General features: G+C 69.5%; 21 protein-coding genes and 1 tRNA gene. 9 read left to right on the plus strand and 13 right to left on the minus strand.

Annotated features, from left to right (window positions below; translation table 11 throughout):
- Window positions 1-324 precede the first annotated feature (324 nt).
- From BLU84_RS24360 to BLU84_RS24370, 3 genes are all read left to right on the plus strand, one after another.
- On the plus strand, window positions 325-2,208 hold the full coding sequence (locus BLU84_RS24360) for an MFS transporter (protein WP_074873418.1): 1,884 nt from the start codon (window positions 325-327) through the stop codon (window positions 2,206-2,208).
- Window positions 2,209-2,354: 146 nt separating this feature from the next.
- Window positions 2,355-2,681 (plus strand): CD225/dispanin family protein, encoded by a 327-nt coding sequence (locus BLU84_RS24365; RefSeq protein ID WP_074873420.1) that lies wholly within the window; start codon window positions 2,355-2,357, stop codon window positions 2,679-2,681.
- 22 nt (window positions 2,682-2,703) lie between these two features.
- Window positions 2,704-3,123, plus strand: coding sequence for a DUF2752 domain-containing protein (locus BLU84_RS24370; RefSeq protein WP_074873422.1), 420 nt, complete (start codon window positions 2,704-2,706; stop codon window positions 3,121-3,123).
- 25 nt (window positions 3,124-3,148) lie between these two features.
- On the opposite strand, the gene BLU84_RS24375 is transcribed toward BLU84_RS24370, so the two are convergent.
- The 9 genes from BLU84_RS24375 to BLU84_RS24415 form a co-directional block, all read right to left on the minus strand.
- Window positions 3,149-6,007: a TonB-dependent receptor gene (locus tag BLU84_RS24375; protein ID WP_074873425.1), complete on the minus strand. Its 2,859-nt coding sequence runs from the start codon at window positions 6,005-6,007 to the stop codon at window positions 3,149-3,151.
- Window positions 6,008-6,100: 93 nt separating this feature from the next.
- Window positions 6,101-7,108, minus strand: a complete 1,008-nt coding sequence (locus BLU84_RS24380; protein ID WP_074873428.1) for a FecR family protein — start codon at window positions 7,106-7,108, stop codon at window positions 6,101-6,103.
- Complete coding sequence (locus BLU84_RS24385) at window positions 7,105-7,827, minus strand: RNA polymerase sigma factor (RefSeq protein WP_324610493.1); 723 nt, start codon at window positions 7,825-7,827, stop codon at window positions 7,105-7,107. The genes BLU84_RS24380 and BLU84_RS24385 overlap by 4 nt, the downstream gene beginning before the upstream one ends.
- A gap of 518 nt (window positions 7,828-8,345) precedes the next feature.
- Window positions 8,346-9,257, minus strand: a complete 912-nt coding sequence (locus BLU84_RS24390) for a hypothetical protein (protein ID WP_074873430.1) — start codon at window positions 9,255-9,257, stop codon at window positions 8,346-8,348.
- A 230-nt stretch (window positions 9,258-9,487) separates the two neighbouring features.
- The gene (gene nudC / locus BLU84_RS24395; protein ID WP_139175234.1) at window positions 9,488-10,432 is read right to left on the minus strand and encodes an NAD(+) diphosphatase; all 945 of its coding nucleotides are present in this window, start codon (window positions 10,430-10,432) and stop codon (window positions 9,488-9,490) included.
- Between the two features lie 32 nt (window positions 10,433-10,464).
- Window positions 10,465-10,839 carry an iron-sulfur cluster insertion protein ErpA gene (erpA, locus tag BLU84_RS24400; RefSeq protein ID WP_096380720.1) on the minus strand — a complete coding sequence of 125 codons (375 nt, stop codon included), beginning with the start codon at window positions 10,837-10,839 and terminating at the stop codon, window positions 10,465-10,467.
- Window positions 10,840-10,969: 130 nt separating this feature from the next.
- A complete protein-coding gene (locus BLU84_RS24405; RefSeq protein ID WP_083383084.1) occupies window positions 10,970-11,761 on the minus strand; it encodes a DUF6776 family protein in 792 nt (263 codons plus the stop codon).
- Between the two features lie 32 nt (window positions 11,762-11,793).
- A complete protein-coding gene (locus BLU84_RS24410; protein WP_074873433.1) occupies window positions 11,794-12,234 on the minus strand; it encodes a bactofilin family protein in 441 nt (146 codons plus the stop codon).
- Window positions 12,235-12,237: 3 nt separating this feature from the next.
- Window positions 12,238-12,975 carry a DUF6776 family protein gene (locus tag BLU84_RS24415; protein ID WP_074873435.1) on the minus strand — a complete coding sequence of 246 codons (738 nt, stop codon included), beginning with the start codon at window positions 12,973-12,975 and terminating at the stop codon, window positions 12,238-12,240.
- A gap of 71 nt (window positions 12,976-13,046) precedes the next feature.
- Here BLU84_RS24415 and BLU84_RS24420 point away from each other — a divergent pair, with 71 nt between their 5' ends.
- A complete protein-coding gene (locus tag BLU84_RS24420) occupies window positions 13,047-13,640 on the plus strand; it encodes a DUF4126 domain-containing protein (RefSeq protein ID WP_074873437.1) in 594 nt (197 codons plus the stop codon).
- A 575-nt stretch (window positions 13,641-14,215) separates the two neighbouring features.
- Here the strand turns inward: BLU84_RS24420 and bfr are convergent.
- The 3 genes from bfr to BLU84_RS24435 all read right to left on the minus strand — a co-directional run bounded on the left by bfr (window position 14,216) and on the right by BLU84_RS24435 (window position 15,856).
- Complete coding sequence (bfr, locus tag BLU84_RS24425) at window positions 14,216-14,689, minus strand: bacterioferritin (RefSeq protein WP_074873439.1); 474 nt, start codon at window positions 14,687-14,689, stop codon at window positions 14,216-14,218.
- A 203-nt stretch (window positions 14,690-14,892) separates the two neighbouring features.
- Window positions 14,893-15,096 (minus strand): (2Fe-2S)-binding protein, encoded by a 204-nt coding sequence (locus BLU84_RS24430; RefSeq protein WP_074873493.1) that lies wholly within the window; start codon window positions 15,094-15,096, stop codon window positions 14,893-14,895.
- 145 nt (window positions 15,097-15,241) lie between these two features.
- On the minus strand, window positions 15,242-15,856 hold the full coding sequence (locus tag BLU84_RS24435) for an RNA pyrophosphohydrolase (protein ID WP_074873441.1): 615 nt from the start codon (window positions 15,854-15,856) through the stop codon (window positions 15,242-15,244).
- 125 nt (window positions 15,857-15,981) lie between these two features.
- On the opposite strand from BLU84_RS24435, the gene BLU84_RS24440 reads away from it, so the two are divergent.
- The 3 genes from BLU84_RS24440 to BLU84_RS24450 all read left to right on the plus strand — a co-directional run bounded on the left by BLU84_RS24440 (window position 15,982) and on the right by BLU84_RS24450 (window position 17,315).
- A tRNA-Met gene (locus tag BLU84_RS24440) sits at window positions 15,982-16,058 on the plus strand.
- 171 nt (window positions 16,059-16,229) lie between these two features.
- A complete protein-coding gene (gene queD / locus BLU84_RS24445) occupies window positions 16,230-16,586 on the plus strand; it encodes a 6-carboxytetrahydropterin synthase QueD (RefSeq protein ID WP_074873495.1) in 357 nt (118 codons plus the stop codon).
- A gap of 318 nt (window positions 16,587-16,904) precedes the next feature.
- Complete coding sequence (locus BLU84_RS24450; RefSeq protein ID WP_074873443.1) at window positions 16,905-17,315, plus strand: phasin family protein; 411 nt, start codon at window positions 16,905-16,907, stop codon at window positions 17,313-17,315.
- Window positions 17,316-17,696: 381 nt separating this feature from the next.
- Here BLU84_RS24450 and bioD read toward each other — a convergent pair whose 3' ends face one another.
- Window positions 17,697-18,383: a dethiobiotin synthase gene (gene bioD / locus BLU84_RS24455; protein WP_074873445.1), complete on the minus strand. Its 687-nt coding sequence runs from the start codon at window positions 18,381-18,383 to the stop codon at window positions 17,697-17,699.
- Window positions 18,384-18,548: 165 nt separating this feature from the next.
- Between bioD and BLU84_RS24460 the strand changes: the two genes are divergently transcribed.
- Window positions 18,549-19,031, plus strand: a complete 483-nt coding sequence (locus tag BLU84_RS24460) for a GAF domain-containing protein (protein ID WP_074873447.1) — start codon at window positions 18,549-18,551, stop codon at window positions 19,029-19,031.
- Window positions 19,028-19,480 carry a TfoX/Sxy family protein gene (locus BLU84_RS24465; RefSeq protein ID WP_074873449.1) on the plus strand — a complete coding sequence of 151 codons (453 nt, stop codon included), beginning with the start codon at window positions 19,028-19,030 and terminating at the stop codon, window positions 19,478-19,480. Before BLU84_RS24460 ends, BLU84_RS24465 begins: the two co-directional genes overlap by 4 nt.
- Window positions 19,481-19,657 lie beyond the last annotated feature (177 nt).

Below are 19,657 nucleotides of genomic sequence, written 5' to 3' on the forward strand. Positions count from 1 at the left end.
GGCGGGTTCCGGGCGTGGCGGCGGGGTGGCGCCATTTCGCCGCGTCGTGGTATCGCCCAGGTGTCGGGCCGCCCGCGGTTTTGTATGCCAGCGTCGGCGCCGGGCACGGCGATACAGTGGGATACAAACCCGTGGCCGCAAACCGGCGCCCGCCGCGATCCGCCTTGCGCGCTCCGGTCTAGGCCCGCACCCTGGCCGGGCTACTTTCGCGCTACCCGCCTCGCCCCGCTACACCGGCGTCAGCCCCTTTTGCTAGGCTCCCAGCGCGAATCCTTCGCATGAGCCGCACATCGACGTGCGGACCCGACCGGACAGCAGGACGGCATGGCGCACAACCAGTTCGCGTTGCTCACCCAACGGCGTTTCCTGCCGTTCTTCCTCACCCAGGCCTTCGGCGCCTTCAACGACAACGTGTACCGGCAGGCGATCATCGGCCTGCTGTTCTACCTCGGCGTCAGCGACGAGCAGCGCACGCTGTACACCAACCTGGCGCCGGCGCTGTTCATCCTGCCCTACTTCCTGTTCTCGGCCACCGCCGGGCAGATCGCCGAGAAACTCGAGAAGCACAAGCTCATCCGCATCACGACCACGATGGAAATCGCGATCATGTCGCTGGCCGCGGTCGGCTTCCTGACCCAGAACATGTCGATCCTGCTGGTCGCGCTGTTCTGCACCGGCCTGCAGTCGACCCTGTTCGGGCCGGTCAAGTATTCGATCCTGCCCTCGGTGCTCAAGCCCGAGGAACTCACCGGCGGCAACGGCCTGGTCGAGATGGGCACCTCGATCTCGATCCTGGCCGGCATGATCTTCGGCGGCCTGATCTTCACCCTGGCCGGCAGCCACGGCCCGATCCTTGCGGCGGTGGCGATCATCGCGCTGGCGGTCACCGGCAACATCGTCAGCCGCCTGATCCCGCGCGCCGACGCCGGCGAGCCGGACCTCAAGATCAACTGGAACCCGATTCCCGAGTCGCTGAAGATCCTGCGCATGACCCGGCGCCAGCCGGCGGTGCGCAACTCGATCCTCGGCGTGTCGTGGTTCTGGTTCGTAGGCACGGTGCTGACCTCGCAGCTGCCGGGCTACGCCGAAGACAACCTCGGCGGCGGGCCGACGCTGTACATCTTCGCCCTGGCGCTGTTCTCCATCGGCACCGGCGTCGGCTCGATGCTGTGCGAGAAGCTGTCGGCGCGCACGGTCGAAATCGGCCTGGTGCCGTTGGGCGCGTTCGGCATGACCGCCTTCATGGTCGACCTGTATTTCGCCCATCCCGGCCTGGCCACGGCCAAGGGCCTGGACGTGAGCGGCTTCGTCCACAGCCAGGGCGCGTGGCGGATCATGCTGGACCTGGTCGGCATCGGCGTATTCGCCGGCTTCTTCGTGGTGCCGCTGTTCGCGCTGATCCAGAACCGCTCGCCCAAGAACGAGCTGTCGCGCGTGATCGCCGGCATGAACATCCAGAACGCCGCCTTCATCGTGCTGGCGGCGGTGCTGGGCGTGGTCGCGCAGCGCTTCTTGCACTGGACGATTCCGCAGGTGTTCCTGGCCTTGGCGATCGCCAATGCGCTGGTGGCGATCTACATCTTCACCATCGTGCCCGAGTTCCTGATGCGCTTTCTCAGCTGGGTGCTGGTGCGCGCGCTGTACCGGCTGAAGGTCGAAGGCACGCAGCGCATTCCCGACGAAGGCGCGGCGCTGATCGTGTGCAACCACGTCAGCTACATGGACCCGCTGATCCTCAGCGCCAGCGTGTCGCGGCCGATGCGCTTCGTCATGTACTACAAGATCTTCAAGATCCCGGTGATGAACTGGATCTTCCGCACCGCCAAGACCATTCCCATCGCCGGCGCCAAGGAAGACCCGGAAGTGCTGCGGCGCGCGATGGAGGAAATCGAGGCGGCGCTGGCCGACGGCCAGTTGGTCGGCATCTTCCCCGAGGGCGCGCTGACCAAGGACGGCGAGATCGCGGCGTTCAAGGCCGGCGTAGAACGGATTTTGGAGAAGAACCCGGTCCCGGTGGTGCCGATGGCGCTGCGCGGGATGTGGAGCAGCATGTGGAGCAAGCGCGATTCGCGCCTGCGCCGGATGCGCGTGCCGCGCCGCTTCCGCGCCGCGGTCGATGTGGTGGCCGACCCGCCGCGCGACCCGCACGGGCTGACCGCGCAAAGCCTGGAAGAACAGGTGCGCGCGCTGCGCGGGGACCGCGCCTGAGCCCACGCCCGCGCGCGGCCCATCGCGCTTCGCACGGGCCGCCGCCTCGCGGCACGCCCGGCGTGCCGCGAGCGCGCCGGCGCTGCTAGGATGCCGGCAACCGCCGCCGTTCCGGCGCGGATCTGCAGACTCAGGGGAGAGTCGAAATGAACCAGCCCGTCGCCGCGCCCTCGCCGTACCAGACCTACCTGCCCTGGTCGATCACCGTCACCGTGCTGGGCGCCTGCTTCTGCTGCCTGCTCGGCGCCGCGCCCGGCGTGGTGGCGATCGTGTTCGGCAGCCAGGTGAACAGCAAGTTCGCCGCCGGCGACGAAGCCGGTGCGCGCCGCGCGTCGGAGAACGCCAAGCTGTGGTGCTGGATCGGCACCGCGCTGGCCGCGCTGGGCATCGTCTGGACCATCGTGTCGTTCTTCATCAACGGCATGTCGTTCGTGCCGAACGGCGGTCTGGAAAAGCTGATCCAGGGCCACTGAGCCCGCACCGCTGCGCCCGGCCATGCAAGCCCCCGCCCGCCATTACGCGCTCGCCGCGACCGTCGCCGCCTGCGGCGCGGTCGCCGCGGCCGGCGCGTGGGTGCTGCAGCGGGTCGATCCCAACGCCGCCGGCAGCCCGCTGCCGGGCTGCGTGTTCTACCACTTCACCGGGCTGTACTGCCCGGGCTGCGGCATGACCCGCGCGCTGCACGCGTTGGTCCACGGCGATCTGGCCCAGGCCGTCGCCATGAATCCGCTGCTGCCGGTGCTGATGGCGACGCTGCCGCTGCTGGTGCTGCACAGCTTCGGCTATCGCCTGCCGTTGCCGCGGCGCGCGCTGGCGACGCTGCTCAGCGCGAAATTCTGGCTGCCGCTGCTCGGCGGTTTCTGGGTGCTGCGCAATTTGCCGTGGCCGCCGTTCTCGTGGCTGGCGCCGGGCTGAGCCGGCTCAACTCGCAACGCGCCGCTCAAAAGCGGTACATCGCGCTCAACAGGTAATAACGCCCGACCGGGTCGTCGTCGACCAGGCTGTAGCCGCCGCTGTTGTAGTCGTAGTTCACCGGGCGGCGGTCGTTGAGGTTGCTGATGTTGAGCCCGATCAGCCATTTGTCGAAGCCGCCGTACGCCAGGTCGAGATCGAGCAAGGTCGCGCTCGGGGTGCGGCAGCGCAGCGGCGCATCGAGGAACTTCTCGCAGGCCGAGCCCGGGGTGTCGCGCGAGACCGTCGCCGAGCCCATGTAGTGGGCGTTGAGCGTGGCGATCCAGTCGCGGTAGCTCCAGCGCACGCTGCCCAGCACGGTGCGGTTGGGCGTGCCGAAGCCGGCGTAGTCCAGCTCCGGCGCCAGCGGATGCACGCGGCGCAGCAGCCGGTCCATGTAGTGGCCGTTGATGCGGAAACCGAAATTGCCCCAGCGCTGGGTCTGGTAGCGGTACTCGGCGTTGAGCTCCCAGCCGGACACCTCGGTGCTGCCGTAGTTGCCGAGGTAACGCTGCGCGCCGACCAGATAGCCGTATTCGTCGGCGACCAAGGCATCGGCGAACAGCTTGGGATAAGCCACCGGCTCGATCGGCAGGATCTCGCTGCGGCGGCGGATTCGGTAGCGGTCCAGGCTCAGCGTGAACTCCTCGCTCGGCGTCCACACCACGCCGAAGTTGCGGCTGGTCGAGGTCTCCGGGCGCAGCTTTTCGTTGATGCGCGAGGTCACGTCGACTACGCAGTACTCGCCGGCGGGCACCGCGCACGGCAGCGGCGCGTCCACCGCCGGCAGGTAACCCTTGTTGTCGCCCATCGTGATCGGCCGGCGCAGCTCGGCCAGGGTCGGCGCGCGATAGCCCTCGCCGGCCGAGACGCGCAGGATCAGCGACTTGAACGGCTGCCAGCGCAGGCCGAACATCGGCGAGACCTGATTGCCGTAGCCGGAGCTGCGGTCCAGGCGCCAGGCCGCGTCCATCCACAGCTTCTCGTGCAACGGCACGTTGACCTCGGCGTAGATCGCCGAGGTGTTGCGGCTGGCGCGGCGCAGGTCGAACTCCTGCGCCAGCGCGACGTCGCCGTTGAGGAAGGCGTCGTCGGGACGGTTGGTCAGCACCTCGCGCCGCGCTTCGAAACCGGCGGCCAGGCTCAGCTCGCCGCCGGGCAGTTCGGTCAGCGGGCCTTCGATGCTGCCCGACAGCGTGTCGAGCACCATCTCGCCGCCGAGCGTGCTCAGCGGCGAAATGCGCTCCAGCACTTCCGGCGAATTGGTGTCGGCCTTGTTGAAGTGCAGGGTCTTGGCGCCGACTTCGGCCACAACCGCCGGCTGGCTGATCAGGCCGGTGATGCGGTTTTCGACCTTGTTGCGGCGCTGCGCCAGGCTCACGTCCCAGTCCCAGCGGTCGCGGAAGCCTTTGATGCCGACGGTGAAGTCGCGCGTGGTCGTGGTGGTGCGGCTGCGGATCGGCCCGACGTCGGCGAACCAGTAGTTGAGCCCGAGCCCGTAGAAGCTGTCGGGATGGCTGCTGGGCAGCGACACCACCGCGTTGAACGGCGCGGTCTGCACGTCCAGCCGCACCCGGGTCGCGCGCAGGTCGGCGTAGAACTCCTTGTTGTCGCCGAAGGGCTGGCGGAAATAGGTGTACAGCGCGTTGCTGTCGATGCCCGGCTGCAGGCTCACGTAACGCGGCAGGTCGAGCCGGCAGTCGGTGCCGAAGCGGGGATTGGTCAGCTCGTCACTGTCCTCGCAGCCCTGGGTGGCCTGGTACACCCAATAGGCGTAGCCGTCGCCATAACCGGCCTTGTAGCGGCCGTCGGCGCCGCCGTTGCTGCGCTGGTCCAGCGTCGCCCACGAACGCTGGCTGCCGATCAGCGGGTTGCGGATGAAGCGGTCGACGCTGACGAACACGCTGCCGCCGCCGGGCGTCTGTTCGCCGAAGCTGGCGTACTGGCGCTGCTGTTCGGCGTCGCCGCGCTGCGACACGCCGTAACTGGCGCCGACTTCGGCGCCGCGGTAGTCCTTCTTGAGGATGATGTTGACCACGCCGGCCATGGCGTCGGCGCCGTAGATCGCCGAGGCGCCGCCGTGGGCGATCTCGATGTGGTCGACCATGCTCAACGGAATGCCGTTGAGGTCGGTCAGCGCGCCGTAGTCGGTCGAGACCAGGCCGTAGTTGGCCATGCGCCGGCCGTCGACCAGGAACAGCGTCGCGCGCGGGCCCAGCGAGTACAGGCTGGCCGAGGCGGCGGCGGCCGAGGGCACTTGGCTGGCGCCGTTCTCGGTGGCGACGTTGCGCGGGTGGTGGCCGCTCATGCCCGGCATCAGCCGCAGCACGTCGAACAAGGTCTGGTGGCCGCTGGCGCGGATCTGTTCGTTGGTGATCAGGGTCAGCGGCAGCGAGCTTTCGAACGCGGCGCGGCCGATGCGCGAGCCGGTGACGTGGACGGTGTCCAGCTCGGTCGTGGTCGGCCCGCGCGGGGCCGGCGCCGGCGCGGCGACGGTCGCCACCGGCTGCGGACGCGGCCGTTGCCGCGGCGCCGGCTGCAGCAAGTAGACATTGGCTTTTACGGCTACCGCGGTGAGGCCCGTGCCCTCCAGCAGCCGGGCCAGTCCCTCGCGCACCGGCGGCTCGCCGCGCAGGCCGGGGGTGCGGCGCCGCGCCACCAGGGCCGGCGAGTAGCTCAGCTGCAAACGATTACGGGTGGCGAACGCGATCAGCGCGTCTTCCAACGCGCCGGGAGCAATGGTGTAGCCATCGGCTGGAATATCGCCTTGCGAGGCCGGCAAGGCCAAGGCCAAAGGCGAGAACGTCAGCGCGATGGAAACGATGAACGCATGGGAAATCTTGGCCATCCACCAACCGCATCGATCGGGCTACAGCTGAACCGGAGCGCCCCCTGTCGTTGGCGCTGTCCAACCATATCACCGCCGCGGCGGCCAGGGGGCTCAGCCCGGATTGCGATGCAGGACAATTTCGTCGTTCGCCGAGCGTTCGGCCTTCAACGACCAGCCCTGTTCCAGCACCTTGAGCAGGGCCGCCTGGTCGCCGGCGTGGAACACGCCGCTCAACGTGATCTTGCCCAGGTCCGGATCGGCCAGGCGCAGCTTGGTCGCCGAGTAGCGGTTCATCTCGGTCAGCAGCGAATCCAGGCGGCGGTCCTTGAACACCAGATCGCCGCTGGGCCAGGACGTAGCCAGGCCGACGTCGAGCGGCTCGGGCGGGGTCATGCGGCCGCTGTGGTCGTAGCTGAGCTGCTGGCCCGGCGACAGCGTGCTGCCGGTCTGCGCCAGCCCGTTGGAGACCACCACCGCGCCATCGATCAGGCCGACGTTGACCTCGTTGCCGTTCTTGCTGACCTGGAAGGTGGTGCCGATGTCGCGGATGGTGCCGGTGCCGGCCTTGACCGAGAACGGCCGCGCCGGATCGGCGGCGACCTGGAACTGGACGCGGCCGCGATCGACTTCGATCTCGCGGCGCTCGCCGCTGAAGCGCGCGAGGATCGCGGTGTCGGTATCGAGCATCACCTGGGTGCCGTCGGCCAGCCGCAGCGAGCGCTGCTCGCCGAGCGCGGTGGCGTAGCGCAGGCTTTGCGCCGGCGCCGGCGTGCGCAACCAGCCCACGCCGACCACGGTGGCGACCAGGAGCGATGCGACCATCGCGGTCGGCGCCCACCAGCGCGAGCGCGCGTTGGCGCGTCCGGTCTGGCGCCAGGCGATGCGCGCGGCGGCCTGCAGCATCTCGTCGCCGGCCAGTTGCGCGGCGGCCTGATGCGCGCGCTCGGCTTCGACGTAGGCGGTCACGTGGGCCGGCGAGGCGTCGAGCCAGCGCTCGAATTCGGCGCGCTCTTGCGCCGTGCATTCGGGCGAGTCCAGCCGCGCCACCCAGGCTTCCGCGCGGTCGTCGTGCGGACCGGGCGCGTTGGCGTTCGTCGATGTGGGCAGTGTCGTGTTCATGGCTCTTGCAAGGTCTCGTAGCCGCTTTCCTTCATGCGCGCGCGCAACAGCGCGAGCGCCCGGCCGATATTCTTCTCTACCGCCTTTACAGAAATGCCGCAGTGTTTCGCGATCTGCGTGTAACTCATTCCGTTGATGCGGTTGAGCAGGTAGATCTGACGGCTGCGCACCGGCAACTGCATGATCGCCGCGCGCACCAGCGCCAGTTCCTGCTCGGTCGCCACGCGCTGGTCGTGGCTGGGTTCTTGCGACGGCAGCGCGTGATAGTCCTCGTCCAGACTCACGTGCTCGGGCGCGTGGCGGGTCTTCTGCCGGCGGCCGCGATCGTTGAGCGCGTTGATCGCGATGCGGTACATCAGGATCTTCAGCGCATCGGCCGGCTGGTCGCGATAGCGCAGCATGCGCATCATCGTTTCCTGGGCGATGTCCTGGGCGTCTTCGTGCGAGGCCGCCGACTTGCGCAAGAACGCGATCAGCGCCTCGCGGTTGTCGCGCAGGAACGCGACGAAGCCTTCGTCCTGCGTTTGCGCCGTCGCGGGCTGGTTCGCTGCCGATGACTCCTCGCCCACGTCCACCTTCGCCCACGCCCCGGTTATCTGCTTCGATACTACCCCGGCCTCCGCGGCGGGGGGGCTGGCGAAGCTGGATTCGAAGCCCGACCGCTCCTGCGCGCCGCACGCCGGCGCCAATCCGATCCGGCCGATGCCGGCTTGATTCAAGCCGACTTGATTCGAACCTATTTGAAGCACCGAGGTGTAGCGATTCGCCAAATCCAACTCCTCCGCAAGCGTGATGACCGGCGCAAGACGCACATTCCGTGCCTACGTGGCACACGGGGCCCGATCTTCTCGCCGGGCTCCCGTGCACACGCAAAGCGCGTTCCTTCGTCGCTGTCGCCGTTGTCTGGCTGGCTGCCGTCGCGACCGCGCGCCCGAAGGCGGCGGCCCGGTTCTGCCCGTTTCGCGCTGCGCGGACCGTCCAGCCCCCTCGGCAGGACCGCCTGGAAACGCCGGGGTGGCCAGCGATTCAGGCTCGCGCGGCTCGCGATTTTGTGCAGAACCTGGACGTTCAAACGCAGTCCGGCGCGCGCCCCCCTACCCGCGTCCGTGCGCTAGCGTGCGGAAAGCGCGCGAAATGCGTCGAAACCGCGGTCAACGCGCGGTAGCGGCGGACGGACGGGGGAAATCGCCGGACCGGCGGCGCGGCCGGATCGGGCCGCGGCGGTTCAGGCCACAGCTCAGGCCACGAAGCCGGCGATCACGAACAGCGCCAGCACCGCCAGCCACACCAGCAGGCTGCGCCAGACCAGGCTCATCGCGTCGCGCAGTTCGGGCACCTCGCCGGCGACCACCGCCACGCTCTGGCCCGGCAGGCCGGATTCGTTGACGTAGTCGGCGGCCTCTTCGGCCAGCTCGCACTTCACGCTGGCGCGCGCGACCGCACCGAGGAAGCGATTGTCGAGGTTGAAGCGGGCGCCGCCGGCTTCGCGCCAAGCGCCGAGCACGGTGTCGAAATTGCCGACCAAGGCCATCGCCAGGGTCAGCAACTGCGCCACCGGCCAGTCCAGCAGCGCCAGCAGGGTGCGCGCGCCGGCCAGGGTCTCGCCCGACAGCCGCCGCGACGCTTCGCCTTCGGCCGCCAGGGCCACCAGCCGATAGCCGAGCGCGCCGACCGGGCCGAGCAGCAGGAACCAGAACAACACCCCGAACCAGCGCCGCAGCGCGCTGCGGAACACCGCCTCGACCAGCGACCCGCCATCGAGCGCGGGCGTGGCGCCGTCCGGCCACAGCCGCGCGGCGGCCTCGCGGCGGGTGCCGGCGTCGGACGCGGAGGCCAGCGCTTCCACGTCCAGGTCCAGATCGCGCGGGCCCCAGGCGTAGAACAGGATGAACACCGCGAACACCAGCCCGCCCAGGCCCATCAGCGGTTCGGCCAGGGCCAGTTGGAACAGGCTCACCGCCAGCAGCGGCGGCACCACCGCCACCACGATGCCCCAGCGGCTGCGCCAGAAGCTGCCTTCGGGAAAGCGGCTGTCGATCCAGCGCAGCCAATCGTCGTACCAACCGAAATGGCGCACGCCGGCGGCCAGGGATTGGGCGAGATGGCCGAGCACCAGAGCGACGACGGCGGCGATCAAGGTGACGGACATCGGGGCGACGCTCCTGGCGTGGCGAATCTGGCCCGGATTCTAGCGCGACCGCGTGCAGGCGCGGTCGCGCTGCGCAAGAGCGCTGCGGCGGGCACAAAAGCGTCGGGCCTGAAGGCCCTCCCACAACAGCACGCTGCGATCGGCTCGGAGGGAGAAGCCGCAACCTGTTTTTGTGGGAGGGCGTTCAGGCCCGATGCTTTGCGCTGCGAAGCCGCGCCCCATCACTTCGGTCAACGCCGCGCGCGTTGCTCGACGGCCATGCGCCATTGCTCGATCAGCCAGCGCGAAATCGAAATGCTGGGCGACAGCAGGAAACCCTCGCCGTCGTCCGCGCCGCCTTCGCCGCGCGCGGCGGCGGCGCGCACTTCCTCGAGGGTGAACCAACGCACCTGCTCGAGTTCGGCGCTGCTTTGCGGCTCGTCGGCATCGGCTTCGGCGGCGAAGCCGAGCATCAGCGCGCCCGGGAACGGCCACGGCTGCGAACCCAGGTAACGGCAGCTGCGCACGCGCACGCCGGTTTCCTCCAGCACTTCGCGCGCGACGGTCTGCTCCAGCGATTCGCCCGGTTCGACGAAGCCGGCGATCACCGAGAACCGGCGCGGCGGCCAGCCGGCCTGGCGCCCCAGCAACAGGCGTTCGCCGTCGCTGACCGCGACGATCACCGCAGGATCGGTGCGCGGATAGTGTTCGGTGCCGCATTGGCCGCAACGCCCGGCCCAGCCGGCGCGTTCGAACCCGACCGTGCCGCCGCACGCGCCGCAATAACGATTGCGGCTGCGCCAGAACTGCAGCGCGCGGGCCTGGGCGAACACGCTGGCGTGCAGCAGCGACCAGTGCGCGGCGGCGGCGCGCAGGTCGACCCGGCGCGGCGCGTCGAAGGCGACCAGTTCGGCGTCGATGCCGAACCAGGCGCCGCCCTCGCCGTCCAGGCCGAGGAAGATCGCCGCGCCCGGGCCGCCGGGGCCTTCGCTGAGTTCGCGGCCGAGCGGCGCGCGCAACGCGCCGTCGTCGTCGGCCAGCGCCTGGCCGGAGGCGTCGAGCACGATCACCCGCGCCTGCGGCCACAGTTCGGTCAAGGTGTCGGGTTGGTCGCGCAGATGATCGGCGCGGTCCAGCGCGGCGCGCCAGGCCGCGTCGGCTTCGACGAAGGCGAAGGGGCGCGCGGCCTGGGTCAGGGCGGCTTCGGCGGTGCTCACACGCGCAGCGTTCAAACGCCGAACGAAGAACCGCAGCCGCAGGTGGTCTTCGCGTTCGGATTGCGGATCACGAACTGCGCGCCGTGCAGGCTTTCGGTGTAGTCGACTTCCGCGCCCATCAGGTACTGCAGGCTCAGCGGATCGACCAGCAGGGTGACGCCGTCGGTCTGCACCGCCAGATCGTCTTCGCCCTGCTGCTCGTCGAATTCGAAACCGTACTGGAAGCCCGAGCAGCCGCCGCCCTGGATGTAGACGCGCAGCTTGAGCGCGTCGTTGCCTTCCTCGACGATCAGCTCGCGCACCTTGCGCGCGGCCGAGGAGGTGAACTGCAGCGGGCGTTCCAGCGACTGGTAGCCCGGTGCGGAGTTGAGCGTGGCGATTTCCATACGTTAAGGATAAGGCCGCGCGACGCGCATTCAAGCGCGCCAGACAAACACTGCGGGCCGCGGTTCGGCGCGATGGGATCGGCAAAACGCCGGGGCGGCGCGGGCGCCGGCTCCCGAGGGCCGGGCGGGATCAGCCGCCGGCGGGGCGGGCAGCCTCGGCGGAGGCCGGGGCGGCCACCGCGTCGCGGGTGGCGTCGGCCCAGGTGAAGGATTGCTCGACCGCGGCGCCCGATTGCGGGGTCAGCCGCACCGTCACCCGCACCGGGGTCAGCCCGGCGGGCACGAACACGTCGCCCTCGACCTGTTGGAAGTACTTGAACGAATACCCCACGCCCGGCGCGTCGGCCTGCTGGCGCAGGTCGGTCCAGGCCAGTTTCTCGAGCTTGCCGTTGCGGGTGCCTTCCAGGGCCAGGCTGAGCCGGCCGGCGCTGACCGCGCCGCGGTTGAGGTTCTGGGTCAGGGTGGTGGTGAAGTGCCAGGCCGACGGCGCGCCGTCCTGCGGCTGCATCTTCAGCGTGTGCACGGTCAAGCCGCGGCGTTGGCCGGTGGCGCCGACCAGGCGCTCGTAGAAGGCCACATCGGCGCGCAGGCCGGAAATCTCCTCGTCGCGCTCGGCCAGCGCGCTTTGCAGGTCGCGGTTGGCCTGGCGGCTGATCGCGTCGGAGCGGCCCAGGGTGGCCACGCGCTGGCGCAGTTGCTCCAGTTCGGCCTGCATCTGGCGTGGGGTCGGGGCGGCGGCGCTGGCCGGGGCCGGCGGCGGCGCGTCCTGGCCGTTGAACGACCGCCACAGCCCCCAGGCGCCGAAGCCCAGGGCCGCGGCCAGCAGCGCCATCGCCGGCAGGCGCCAGCGGTGCGACGGGTGCGCGGCGCCCGCCGCGGAGGCGGCGGGCGCGGGACGGGATTGACGGGTTTCCTCGCTCATCCGCCCCAGCGTGAGGGCGGCGGCGGCCGGGCTCAATCCACCAGGGCGGCGGCGGTAATCGCAGCTTCAGGCGGCGGCAACGCGGCCGTGGCGTCGGCGTGCTGGGCGTCGGCGTGGATCAGGCGGCCGGTCAGCTGCGAGCCGGCGGTCATCTCGACCACCTTGTAGTGGACGTTGCCCTCGACCCGCGCCTTGGAAGCAAGTTCGACCCGCTCACTGGCATAGACGTCGCCGTGCAGGGTGCCGTTGATGACCACCACCGGCGCGCGCACCTCGCCCTCGATGCTGCCGTTCTCGGCCAGGGTCAGGCTGGCCGGCTGGCCGTCGGCGGCGATCAGCTTGCCGATGATCCGGCCCTCGATGTAGAGGCCGCCGCTGAATTGCAGATCGCCGCGGATCACCACCTGCGAGCCGATCATGGTGTCGACCTGGCCTTCGCGCAGCGGGGCCGGTTTGCTGTTGGTCTTGAACATCTTTCAGGTTTCCCCAGTCGTTACGGTGACGCCGCTCTTCCAGGCGAAGCGCTGCTCGATCGAGGCGTTCTCTCCGCGCAAGGAAACGCGGATGCGTTGCGCGGTGAACCCGGCCGGCAGCATCACGCTGCCGTCGAGGGTCTGGAAGTAGCGGAAGGAGTAGTCCTGGGCGGGCGCCTTGGACTTTTGGTGCAACTCGTCCCAACCGATGCTGGCGAGCTTGCCGCCACGCACCCCCTCGACCTGGAACTGCAGCCCCCCGCTGCTCACCGCACCGCGGTTCAGGTTCTGGGTCAGGACGATCTGGTACCGCCAGGTGCCGCCGGCCTCGGGGTGGAACTCCACCGAGTGCACGTTCAGCCCCTTGGCCGGCGCGGTGGCGCCGACCAGGCGTTCGTAAAAGGCCACGTCGGCGCGCAGGTCGGAGATTTCCTCCTCGCGCTGGGCCAACGAGCTTTGCACCTGCTTGTTGGCGGCCCGGCTGATCTGGTCGGAGCGCTGCAGGTTGGCTTCGCGCTGGGCCAGCTTGTCCAGCTCGCCCTGGCGCTGGCGCAGCTCGCGCTGGGTCTGCTCGAGCTCGGACTTGAGCTTGGGCAGCTGCGGCGCGGCCAGCGACTGCGACCACCACCAGGCCAGCGCCAGCGACGCCACCCACGCCACGCCCACCGCCGACCAGATATAAGGTCGCTTGTCCGGCTGCTGCTGGACGATGACGAAGCGCGGCGGCGGCGTTTTGCTCATACGGGGACCTCGACGGCCCGAAGCCGCCGCTTTACCTATACTCAACCTTCAATCTTAACGGGAACGCCGCGATGTCCGAAGCGCACCTGTTCGCAGTTGGCGTAGTTCTGGCCTGGCTGTCGGGCGTGCGGGTCTACCTGACCGTGTTCGGGGTCGGGCTGGCCGGCATGCTCGGCTGGCTGGACCTGCCGCCGGCGCTGCAGGCGACCCAGTCGCCGTGGGTGCTGGGGGTCTGCGGCCTGCTCACGGTCGGCGAGTTCTTCGCCGACAAGATCCCCGGCGTGGATTCGGGCTGGGACTTGCTGCACACCCTGCTGCGGGTGCCGGTGGGCGCGTTCCTGGCCGCGGCGACGATGTCGCCCGACGGCCAGCTCGGCGCCGGCGCGCTCGCCGCCGGCGCCGGCGTGGCCCTGACCAGCCACCTGCTCAAGTCCGGCTCGCGCGCCCTGCTCAACACCTCGCCCGAACCGGTCAGCAACTGGACCGCCTCGGTGACCGAAGACGCCGCCGTGCTCGGCGTACTGGCGCTGGCCTTCGCCCACCCGTGGCTGAGCCTGGGCATCGTGGCGACGATCACCGTGGTCCTGGCGCTGATGCTGTGGTGGCTGTGGCGGCTGCTGTTCCGACGGCGCAAGCGCGAGGCCAAGCCGCTGCAGGCGGGCTGAAGCGCGAAGACGATCGATGTCCAACAAGCCGCCGGCCCGCGCCGGCGGCTTTTTCACGCATGCGCGTCGCAGCCGGAGCCCCTGTAGGAGCGACGCGAGTCGCGACCGCGGGCTTTCTGTTCGCGCCGGACTTTCGGCGTAGTTGAGTTTTCGCGGTCGCGGCTCGCGCCGCTCCTACAACGAGCAGCCGCAGCCACGCGGCGAGCGAAGCCGCCGGCCAGCGCCAGCGGCTTTTTCATGCCCCCGCGTCGTCGCCGAAGCCCCTGTAGGAGCGACGCGAGTCGCGACCGCGAACTCTCCGCTCGCGCCGGACTTTCGGTGTAGTTGAGTTTTCGCGGTCGCGGCTCGCGCCGCTCCTACAGCGAGCAACCGCGGCTGCACTGCGAACGGACAATAAAAAAGCCGCCGGCACAGGGCCGGCGGCTTGGGTTTCGTCTGGCTGGCCGGCGATGCGCATCGCCGTGGCTGGCTGGAGAAAGTCGCCGCTTGCGCGGCTGCGGTGGCTCGATCCGTCTGGCTGGCGTCGGCTGGCTTGTGGATCGCACCGCGGCGAGGGAGCGCGAGGCTCCCGCGCCTTACTCGTCTTCGATCTTGGTCAGCAGGTAGTTCTGCTCGCCCAGGCGGTTGATCAGCGCCAGCTGGGTTTCGATCCAATCGACGTGTTCTTCTTCCGAATCCAGGATGTCGGCGAAGAGCTTGCGGCTGACGTAGTCGCCGACGCTTTCGCAATGCTTGATCGCATCGCGCAGCAGCGGGATCGCCTCCAGCTCCAGCGCCAGATCGCACTCGAGCAGTTCGCGCGGGTTCTCGCCGATGCGCAGCTTGCCCAGCGCCTGGAAGTTCGGCAGGCCATCGAGGAAGAGAATGCGGTCCGACAGCTTGTCGGCGTGCTTCATCTCGTCGATGGACTCGTGGTACTCGTGATCGGCCAGCTCTTTCAGGCCCCAGTTCTTCAGCATCTTGGCGTGCAGGAAGTACTGGTTGATCGCGGTCAGCTCATTGAAGAGCGCTTTGTTGAGGAATTCGATGACTTTGGCGTCGCCCTTCATGGCCGGCTCCTGCGTTGCGATGGGCGGCACTTTAGCCCTTTCGCTCAGGCCATGACGAAACGCGAATCGTGCGCAACGGGAAGCGCGAATCGCTCGCAAAAGGCGCGGTTCGGATGGCTGCGGCGGACGCGAAAACGGCCGCGCGAGGCGGCCGTTCTTGGAAGGTTGCGAGCCGTGAAGGTCGCGGGCCGCGGAGCGGCCGGTCAGGCGGCTTGCTGCAACACCGACAGCGGCAGATCGCGCACGTTGCGGGCCTGCTCGAGCAGCGAGCCGGCCAGGTCCAGGCAACTGCCGCAATTGGCGCCGGCGCCGGTGCGCATGGTCAGCTCCGAAACGCTGCGGCAGCCGGCTTCGGCGGCCTGGCGGATATCGCGGTCGGTGACTCCGTTGCAGATGCAGACGTACACGGCGCTGGTCTTCGGTTGGCAGCCGGCTGGCTGCGGGACCATTCCGCCACGGATGAGAATGATTGTCAATTAATGGAAGCCGAATCCGTTACCGCGATCGCCGCCCGGCCTCAGCCGGGCCCGGACCGGCGCCGCCGGGGCCGGCTCAGGCGCCGGGTTCGGAGCCGCCGCAGGCCGACTGGCCGCCCGGGCGCGCCCGCGGCCGCTGGTGCTGGCGGCCGCCCAGGCCGGCCTCGCGGCGCGGATCGGGCACCGGGCACGGCAGCGGCACCGCCTGGGCGCCGGCGACGTGGCGGGCGAACGGGGCCAAGTGGCGCAGCGCGCTGGAATAGACGCCGCGCTTGAACATCACCACGTGTTCTAGCGGGTACCAGAAATCGACCCAGCGCCAATGGTCGAACTCGGGCTTATCGGTGGCGTCCAGGCGCAGGTCCGACTCCTCGCCGGTCAGCCGCAGCAGGAACCAGACCTGTTTCTGGCCGATGCAGACCAGCCGGTCGTTGCGCCGCACTGCCCGCTGCGGCAGGCGATAACGCAGCCAGCCGGGTGTGGCGCCGAGGACTTCGACGTGATGGGGGTGCAGGCCGGTCTCCTCGCGCAGCTCGCGGTACATGGCCTCGAGCGGCGTCTCGTCGGAGTTCATCCCGCCCTGCGGGAACTGCCAGCCGTCGCGATGCACCCTGCGCGCCCAGAACAGGCGGCCGTCCGGGTGCATCAATACGATGCCGACATTGGGTCTGTAGCCGTCCGGATCGATCACGATGCGGACTCCGAATTTCACTGTCTCCGACTCTGCCACGGGGTCGGCCAGAGGACAAGCCGGGCAAAACGCGGCGGAAGGATTGACAAGCCCGCCCCGGGCATGAAGAATGCGCGGCTCACCGTGGCTATGTAGCTCAGCCGGTTAGAGCACAGCACTCATAATGCTGGGGTCGGTGGTTCGAGTCCACCCATAGCCACCATAAGAAAACGCGCCGCAACACCGTCCAGGCCCGCCAGCGCAGCGGGCTTTTTCGTATCCGCGCTCCGCTGTCGCACCGCCCGCGTTCGCGCCGGCGCCCGCACTGCGCGATCATCGTCTTCCACGCGCCGGCGCCCGCCGGCACCGCTTCCGCATCGCCGCCATGCCCGCCATCGACATCTTCAAGGTCTTCACCCTGGAAGCCGCGCACCGGCTGCCGAACGTGCCGGAAGGCCATAAGTGCGCGCGCCTGCACGGGCATTCGTTCCGGGTCGAGGTGCATCTGCGCGGCGATATCGGCGAGCACAGCGGCTGGCTGATGGACTACGCCGACGTCAAGAAGGCGTTCCAGCCGATCTACGACCGGCTCGACCACCACTACCTCAACGACATCGAGGGCCTGGACAACCCGACCAGCGAGCGGCTGGCGGTGTGGATCTGGGAGCAGCTCAAGCCGGCGCTGCCGCTGCTGAGCGAGATCGTGGTGCACGAGACCTGCACCGCCGGCAGCCGCTACCGCGGCGAGTAAGCCCGGGCCGGCGCCTCGCGCCGGCGCCTGCGACGGGATCGGCCTTAGGCCGCGATTCCGTGGCGGGTCATGCGCGCGCCACGGTTCCGACATCCTCGTCCCGCAGTTTCGCGTAATGAGCCTTCGCGCGGCCTCGCCTTGGCCGGCCGCGGCGCTTTGCCTATTCAGCTTTCAACCCCGTAACTGACTGACCCCGCAGGCTTTCTGAACGGTTCAGCACCGCTCGTCGGCATCATGTTGCGCCGCAACAAATAGCGACTTATGCTGCAACGCACAATCCAGTCGCCCATCGGCTGGACGACCCTAAGGAGCTCAGCCATGTACCAGCAGTTCAACGAACAGTTCGCCGCCGCCACGCGCCAGTTCGCGGACACGGCCGCTCAGGTCAACCGCCTGGCCCTCGACAACGCCGAGGCCGTGTTCGGCCTGCAGATCGCCGCGATCGAAGACCGCGTCAACGCCACCTTCGCGTTCTTCGGCGAAGCCGCCGAGGCCCGCGACTTCGACGCCCTCAAGACCCTGTTCCCGAAGGGCGTGCAGATCGCCCGCGAGAACGTCGAGCGCGCCGTCAGCACCGGCCAGGAAGCCTTCGGCCGCACCCTGAAGACCAACGAAGCCATCGCCGAGCTGGCCAAGTCGCAGGTCGAGACCGCCGCCAAGGCCACCCAGGCCAACGTCGAGAAGGCCACCAAGGCTGCGGCCAAGGCCGCCGCTCCGGCCGCCAAGTAAGGCATCGCGGCCGCCGACTCTCTCCCGGCGGCCCGATCCGATGAAAAAACCCGGCAGCGCGAGCTGTCGGGTTTTTTCGTGCCTGCGGTTTGGGGCGCTGCGGTCGGGGCCTTGGGGATGGGCAATTTACGGCGGCGGCGCGATCGCGGCGGACGCTATCTGTCTTCGAATCGCCGGCCGCGGGGATCGGGGTTTCGTCGCGATCTGATGTTGCGCGGTCGCGGCTCGCGCCGCTCCTACAGGTAGATCGCGCGCTTCGGCCGCCTCTTGTAGGAGCGGCGCAAGCCGCGACCGCGACAACCCAACTACGGCGCAAGCGACGATGCGAACGGCCACTCCACGGTCGCGGCTCGCGCCGCTCCTACCGTCGGAATCGCAGCTTCAGTACTGCGGCCGCAACGCCGCCGCTAGCACCGCCGGATCCGGCTGCGCCGCATGCGGCAGCCGGCCCCAGCACGGCACCGGCAGGCGCGTGCGCAGGATCTCGAAGTTCTCGTCGGCGCGCGCCATGTGCGGGTCGATGCCGTTGGCGATCCAGCCGATCAGCTCGGCGCCGTCGGCCTGGATCGCGCGCGCGCTGAGGCGGGCATGGTTGATCGCACCCAGACGCAGGCCGACCACCAGCACCACCGGCAGTTTCAGCGCGCGCACCAGGTCGATCTGGTCGAGCCGCGCGCTGACCGGCGCGGCCCAGCCGCCGACGCCTTCGACCACCACCGTGTCGGCTTGCGCGGCCAGGCGCGCGTGCGCGGCCAGGATCGGTTCGAGCGCGATCTCCACGCCGGCCTCGGCGGCGGCGATTTCCGGCGCCAGCGGTTGCGGCAGCGCGTAGGGGTTGACGTCCTCGTAGCGCGGCCGCGGCTGGCTGGCCGCCTGCAGCAGCAGCGCATCCTCGTTGCGCCAGCCGTCCGGGCCGGGCTCGCAGCCGCTGGCGACCGGTTTCATGCCGACCGCGCGCGCGCCGCCGACGCGCAAAGCGTGCAGCAGGGCCGCGCTGGCGACGGACTTGCCGATGCCGGTGTCGGTGCCGGTGACGAACAGGCCGGGGAGCCGGCGCGCTGGATTCATGCGGATTCTCGCGGCTGGAGCGACCGCGGCGGCGCACGGCGGGACGCCGGCGCGGACGCGGCGCGGGTCGAAACGGGGACCGGCGCCTGTGACTGATCTCGCGCTTTCCCGGCGCGGCCCAGTGGGCATGGTAGTCGCGGCGGGTGCCGCTGTTACACTCCGAAGATGTTTACTGCCTCCACACTTTCGGGCGGAAAGTCCGAGCAATACGCCCAATTGGTCGAGCAGGCGCGCGCCTTGCTGGACGGCGAGCGCGACCGCATCGCCAACGCCGCCAACCTGTCGGCGCTGGTCAACCAGGCCCTGCCGCAGCTCAATTGGGTCGGATTCTATTTCTTCGACGGCACCGAATTGGTGGTCGGCCCGTTCCAGGGCCTGCCTGCCTGCGTGCGCATTCCGCTCGACAAGGGCGTGTGCGGCGCGGCCGCGTCCAGCCGCAGCACCCAGCGCGTGGCCGACGTGCACGACTTCCCGGGCCACATCGCCTGCGATGCGGCGTCGCGTTCGGAAGTGGTGGTGCCGCTGACCCGCGGCGACGAGTTGATCGGCGTGTTCGACCTGGACAGCCCGGTTCCGGCGCGTTTCGACGCCGAGGACCAGGCCGGCCTGGAAGCCCTGGCACAGGTCTATGTGGAGTCGTTGGCATGAGCGGAGCGAAACTGCGCAACATCGGCCCCAAAAGCGCGGCATGGCTGCGCCAGGTGGGGCTGCGCTCGCACGCGGACATCGCCGCGATCGGCACGGTCGAGGCGTTCATGCGGGTCAAGCGCGCCGGCTTCAAGCCGACCTTGAACCTGCTCTACGCGATCGAAGGCGCGCTGCTGGACTGCCACTGGCAGGAGATCCCCGACGAGCGCCGCCAGGAGCTGATCCTGGCCGCCGAAGCGGCCACCGCGCTGCTGCCGGCGCCGCGCAACAAGCCGGCGGCGGCGCCGGTGCATACCACGGTGCATCAGGAAGAGCGCCACGAGGAAGGCTTCGGCGGCTTCGACGGTGGGCGCGATGCGCCGCACGATGGCGATGAAGGCGGCGAGCGCGATCACCAGAGCGACGACGCTCGCCAGGGCGAGCGCGGCGAGGACGACGGGCGCGACTGAGCGGCCTGCCGACGGCCCTCATCCGGCCCTTCGGGCCACCTTCTCCCGCACGCGGGAGAAGGAAACCGATCGCGGACGAGTTCGCGTCCGCCGATGACCAACGACATTCCTGAGCCCTTCGCCCGCTGGCGGCAGAAGGGTTGGAGCGATGGCCGCCCTCAGGCAGCCCGTCCCCAC

It is taken from the genome of Lysobacter enzymogenes (assembly GCF_900106525.1).
Lineage (GTDB): Bacteria > Pseudomonadota > Gammaproteobacteria > Xanthomonadales > Xanthomonadaceae > Lysobacter > Lysobacter enzymogenes.

Bases quoted from the DNA above. Each gene is read 5' to 3' on its own strand.
- BLU84_RS24360 (WP_074873418.1), top strand. From the start codon at position 325: ATGGCGCACAACCAGTTCGCGTTGCTCACCCAACGGCGTTTCCTGCCG.
- BLU84_RS24365 (WP_074873420.1), top strand. From the start codon at position 2,355: ATGAACCAGCCCGTCGCCGCGCCCTCGCCGTACCAGACCTACCTGCCC.
- BLU84_RS24370 (WP_074873422.1), top strand. From the start codon at position 2,704: ATGCAAGCCCCCGCCCGCCATTACGCGCTCGCCGCGACCGTCGCCGCC.
- BLU84_RS24375 (WP_074873425.1), bottom strand. From the start codon at position 6,007: ATGGCCAAGATTTCCCATGCGTTCATCGTTTCCATCGCGCTGACGTTC.
- BLU84_RS24380 (WP_074873428.1), bottom strand. From the start codon at position 7,108: ATGAACACGACACTGCCCACATCGACGAACGCCAACGCGCCCGGTCCG.
- BLU84_RS24390 (WP_074873430.1), bottom strand. From the start codon at position 9,257: ATGTCCGTCACCTTGATCGCCGCCGTCGTCGCTCTGGTGCTCGGCCAT.
- erpA (WP_096380720.1), bottom strand. From the start codon at position 10,839: ATGGAAATCGCCACGCTCAACTCCGCACCGGGCTACCAGTCGCTGGAA.
- BLU84_RS24405 (WP_083383084.1), bottom strand. From the start codon at position 11,761: ATGAGCGAGGAAACCCGTCAATCCCGTCCCGCGCCCGCCGCCTCCGCG.
- BLU84_RS24410 (WP_074873433.1), bottom strand. From the start codon at position 12,234: ATGTTCAAGACCAACAGCAAACCGGCCCCGCTGCGCGAAGGCCAGGTC.
- BLU84_RS24415 (WP_074873435.1), bottom strand. From the start codon at position 12,975: ATGAGCAAAACGCCGCCGCCGCGCTTCGTCATCGTCCAGCAGCAGCCG.
- BLU84_RS24420 (WP_074873437.1), top strand. From the start codon at position 13,047: ATGTCCGAAGCGCACCTGTTCGCAGTTGGCGTAGTTCTGGCCTGGCTG.
- bfr (WP_074873439.1), bottom strand. From the start codon at position 14,689: ATGAAGGGCGACGCCAAAGTCATCGAATTCCTCAACAAAGCGCTCTTC.
- BLU84_RS24450 (WP_074873443.1), top strand. From the start codon at position 16,905: ATGTACCAGCAGTTCAACGAACAGTTCGCCGCCGCCACGCGCCAGTTC.
- bioD (WP_074873445.1), bottom strand. From the start codon at position 18,383: ATGAATCCAGCGCGCCGGCTCCCCGGCCTGTTCGTCACCGGCACCGAC.
- BLU84_RS24460 (WP_074873447.1), top strand. From the start codon at position 18,549: ATGTTTACTGCCTCCACACTTTCGGGCGGAAAGTCCGAGCAATACGCC.
- BLU84_RS24465 (WP_074873449.1), top strand. From the start codon at position 19,028: ATGAGCGGAGCGAAACTGCGCAACATCGGCCCCAAAAGCGCGGCATGG.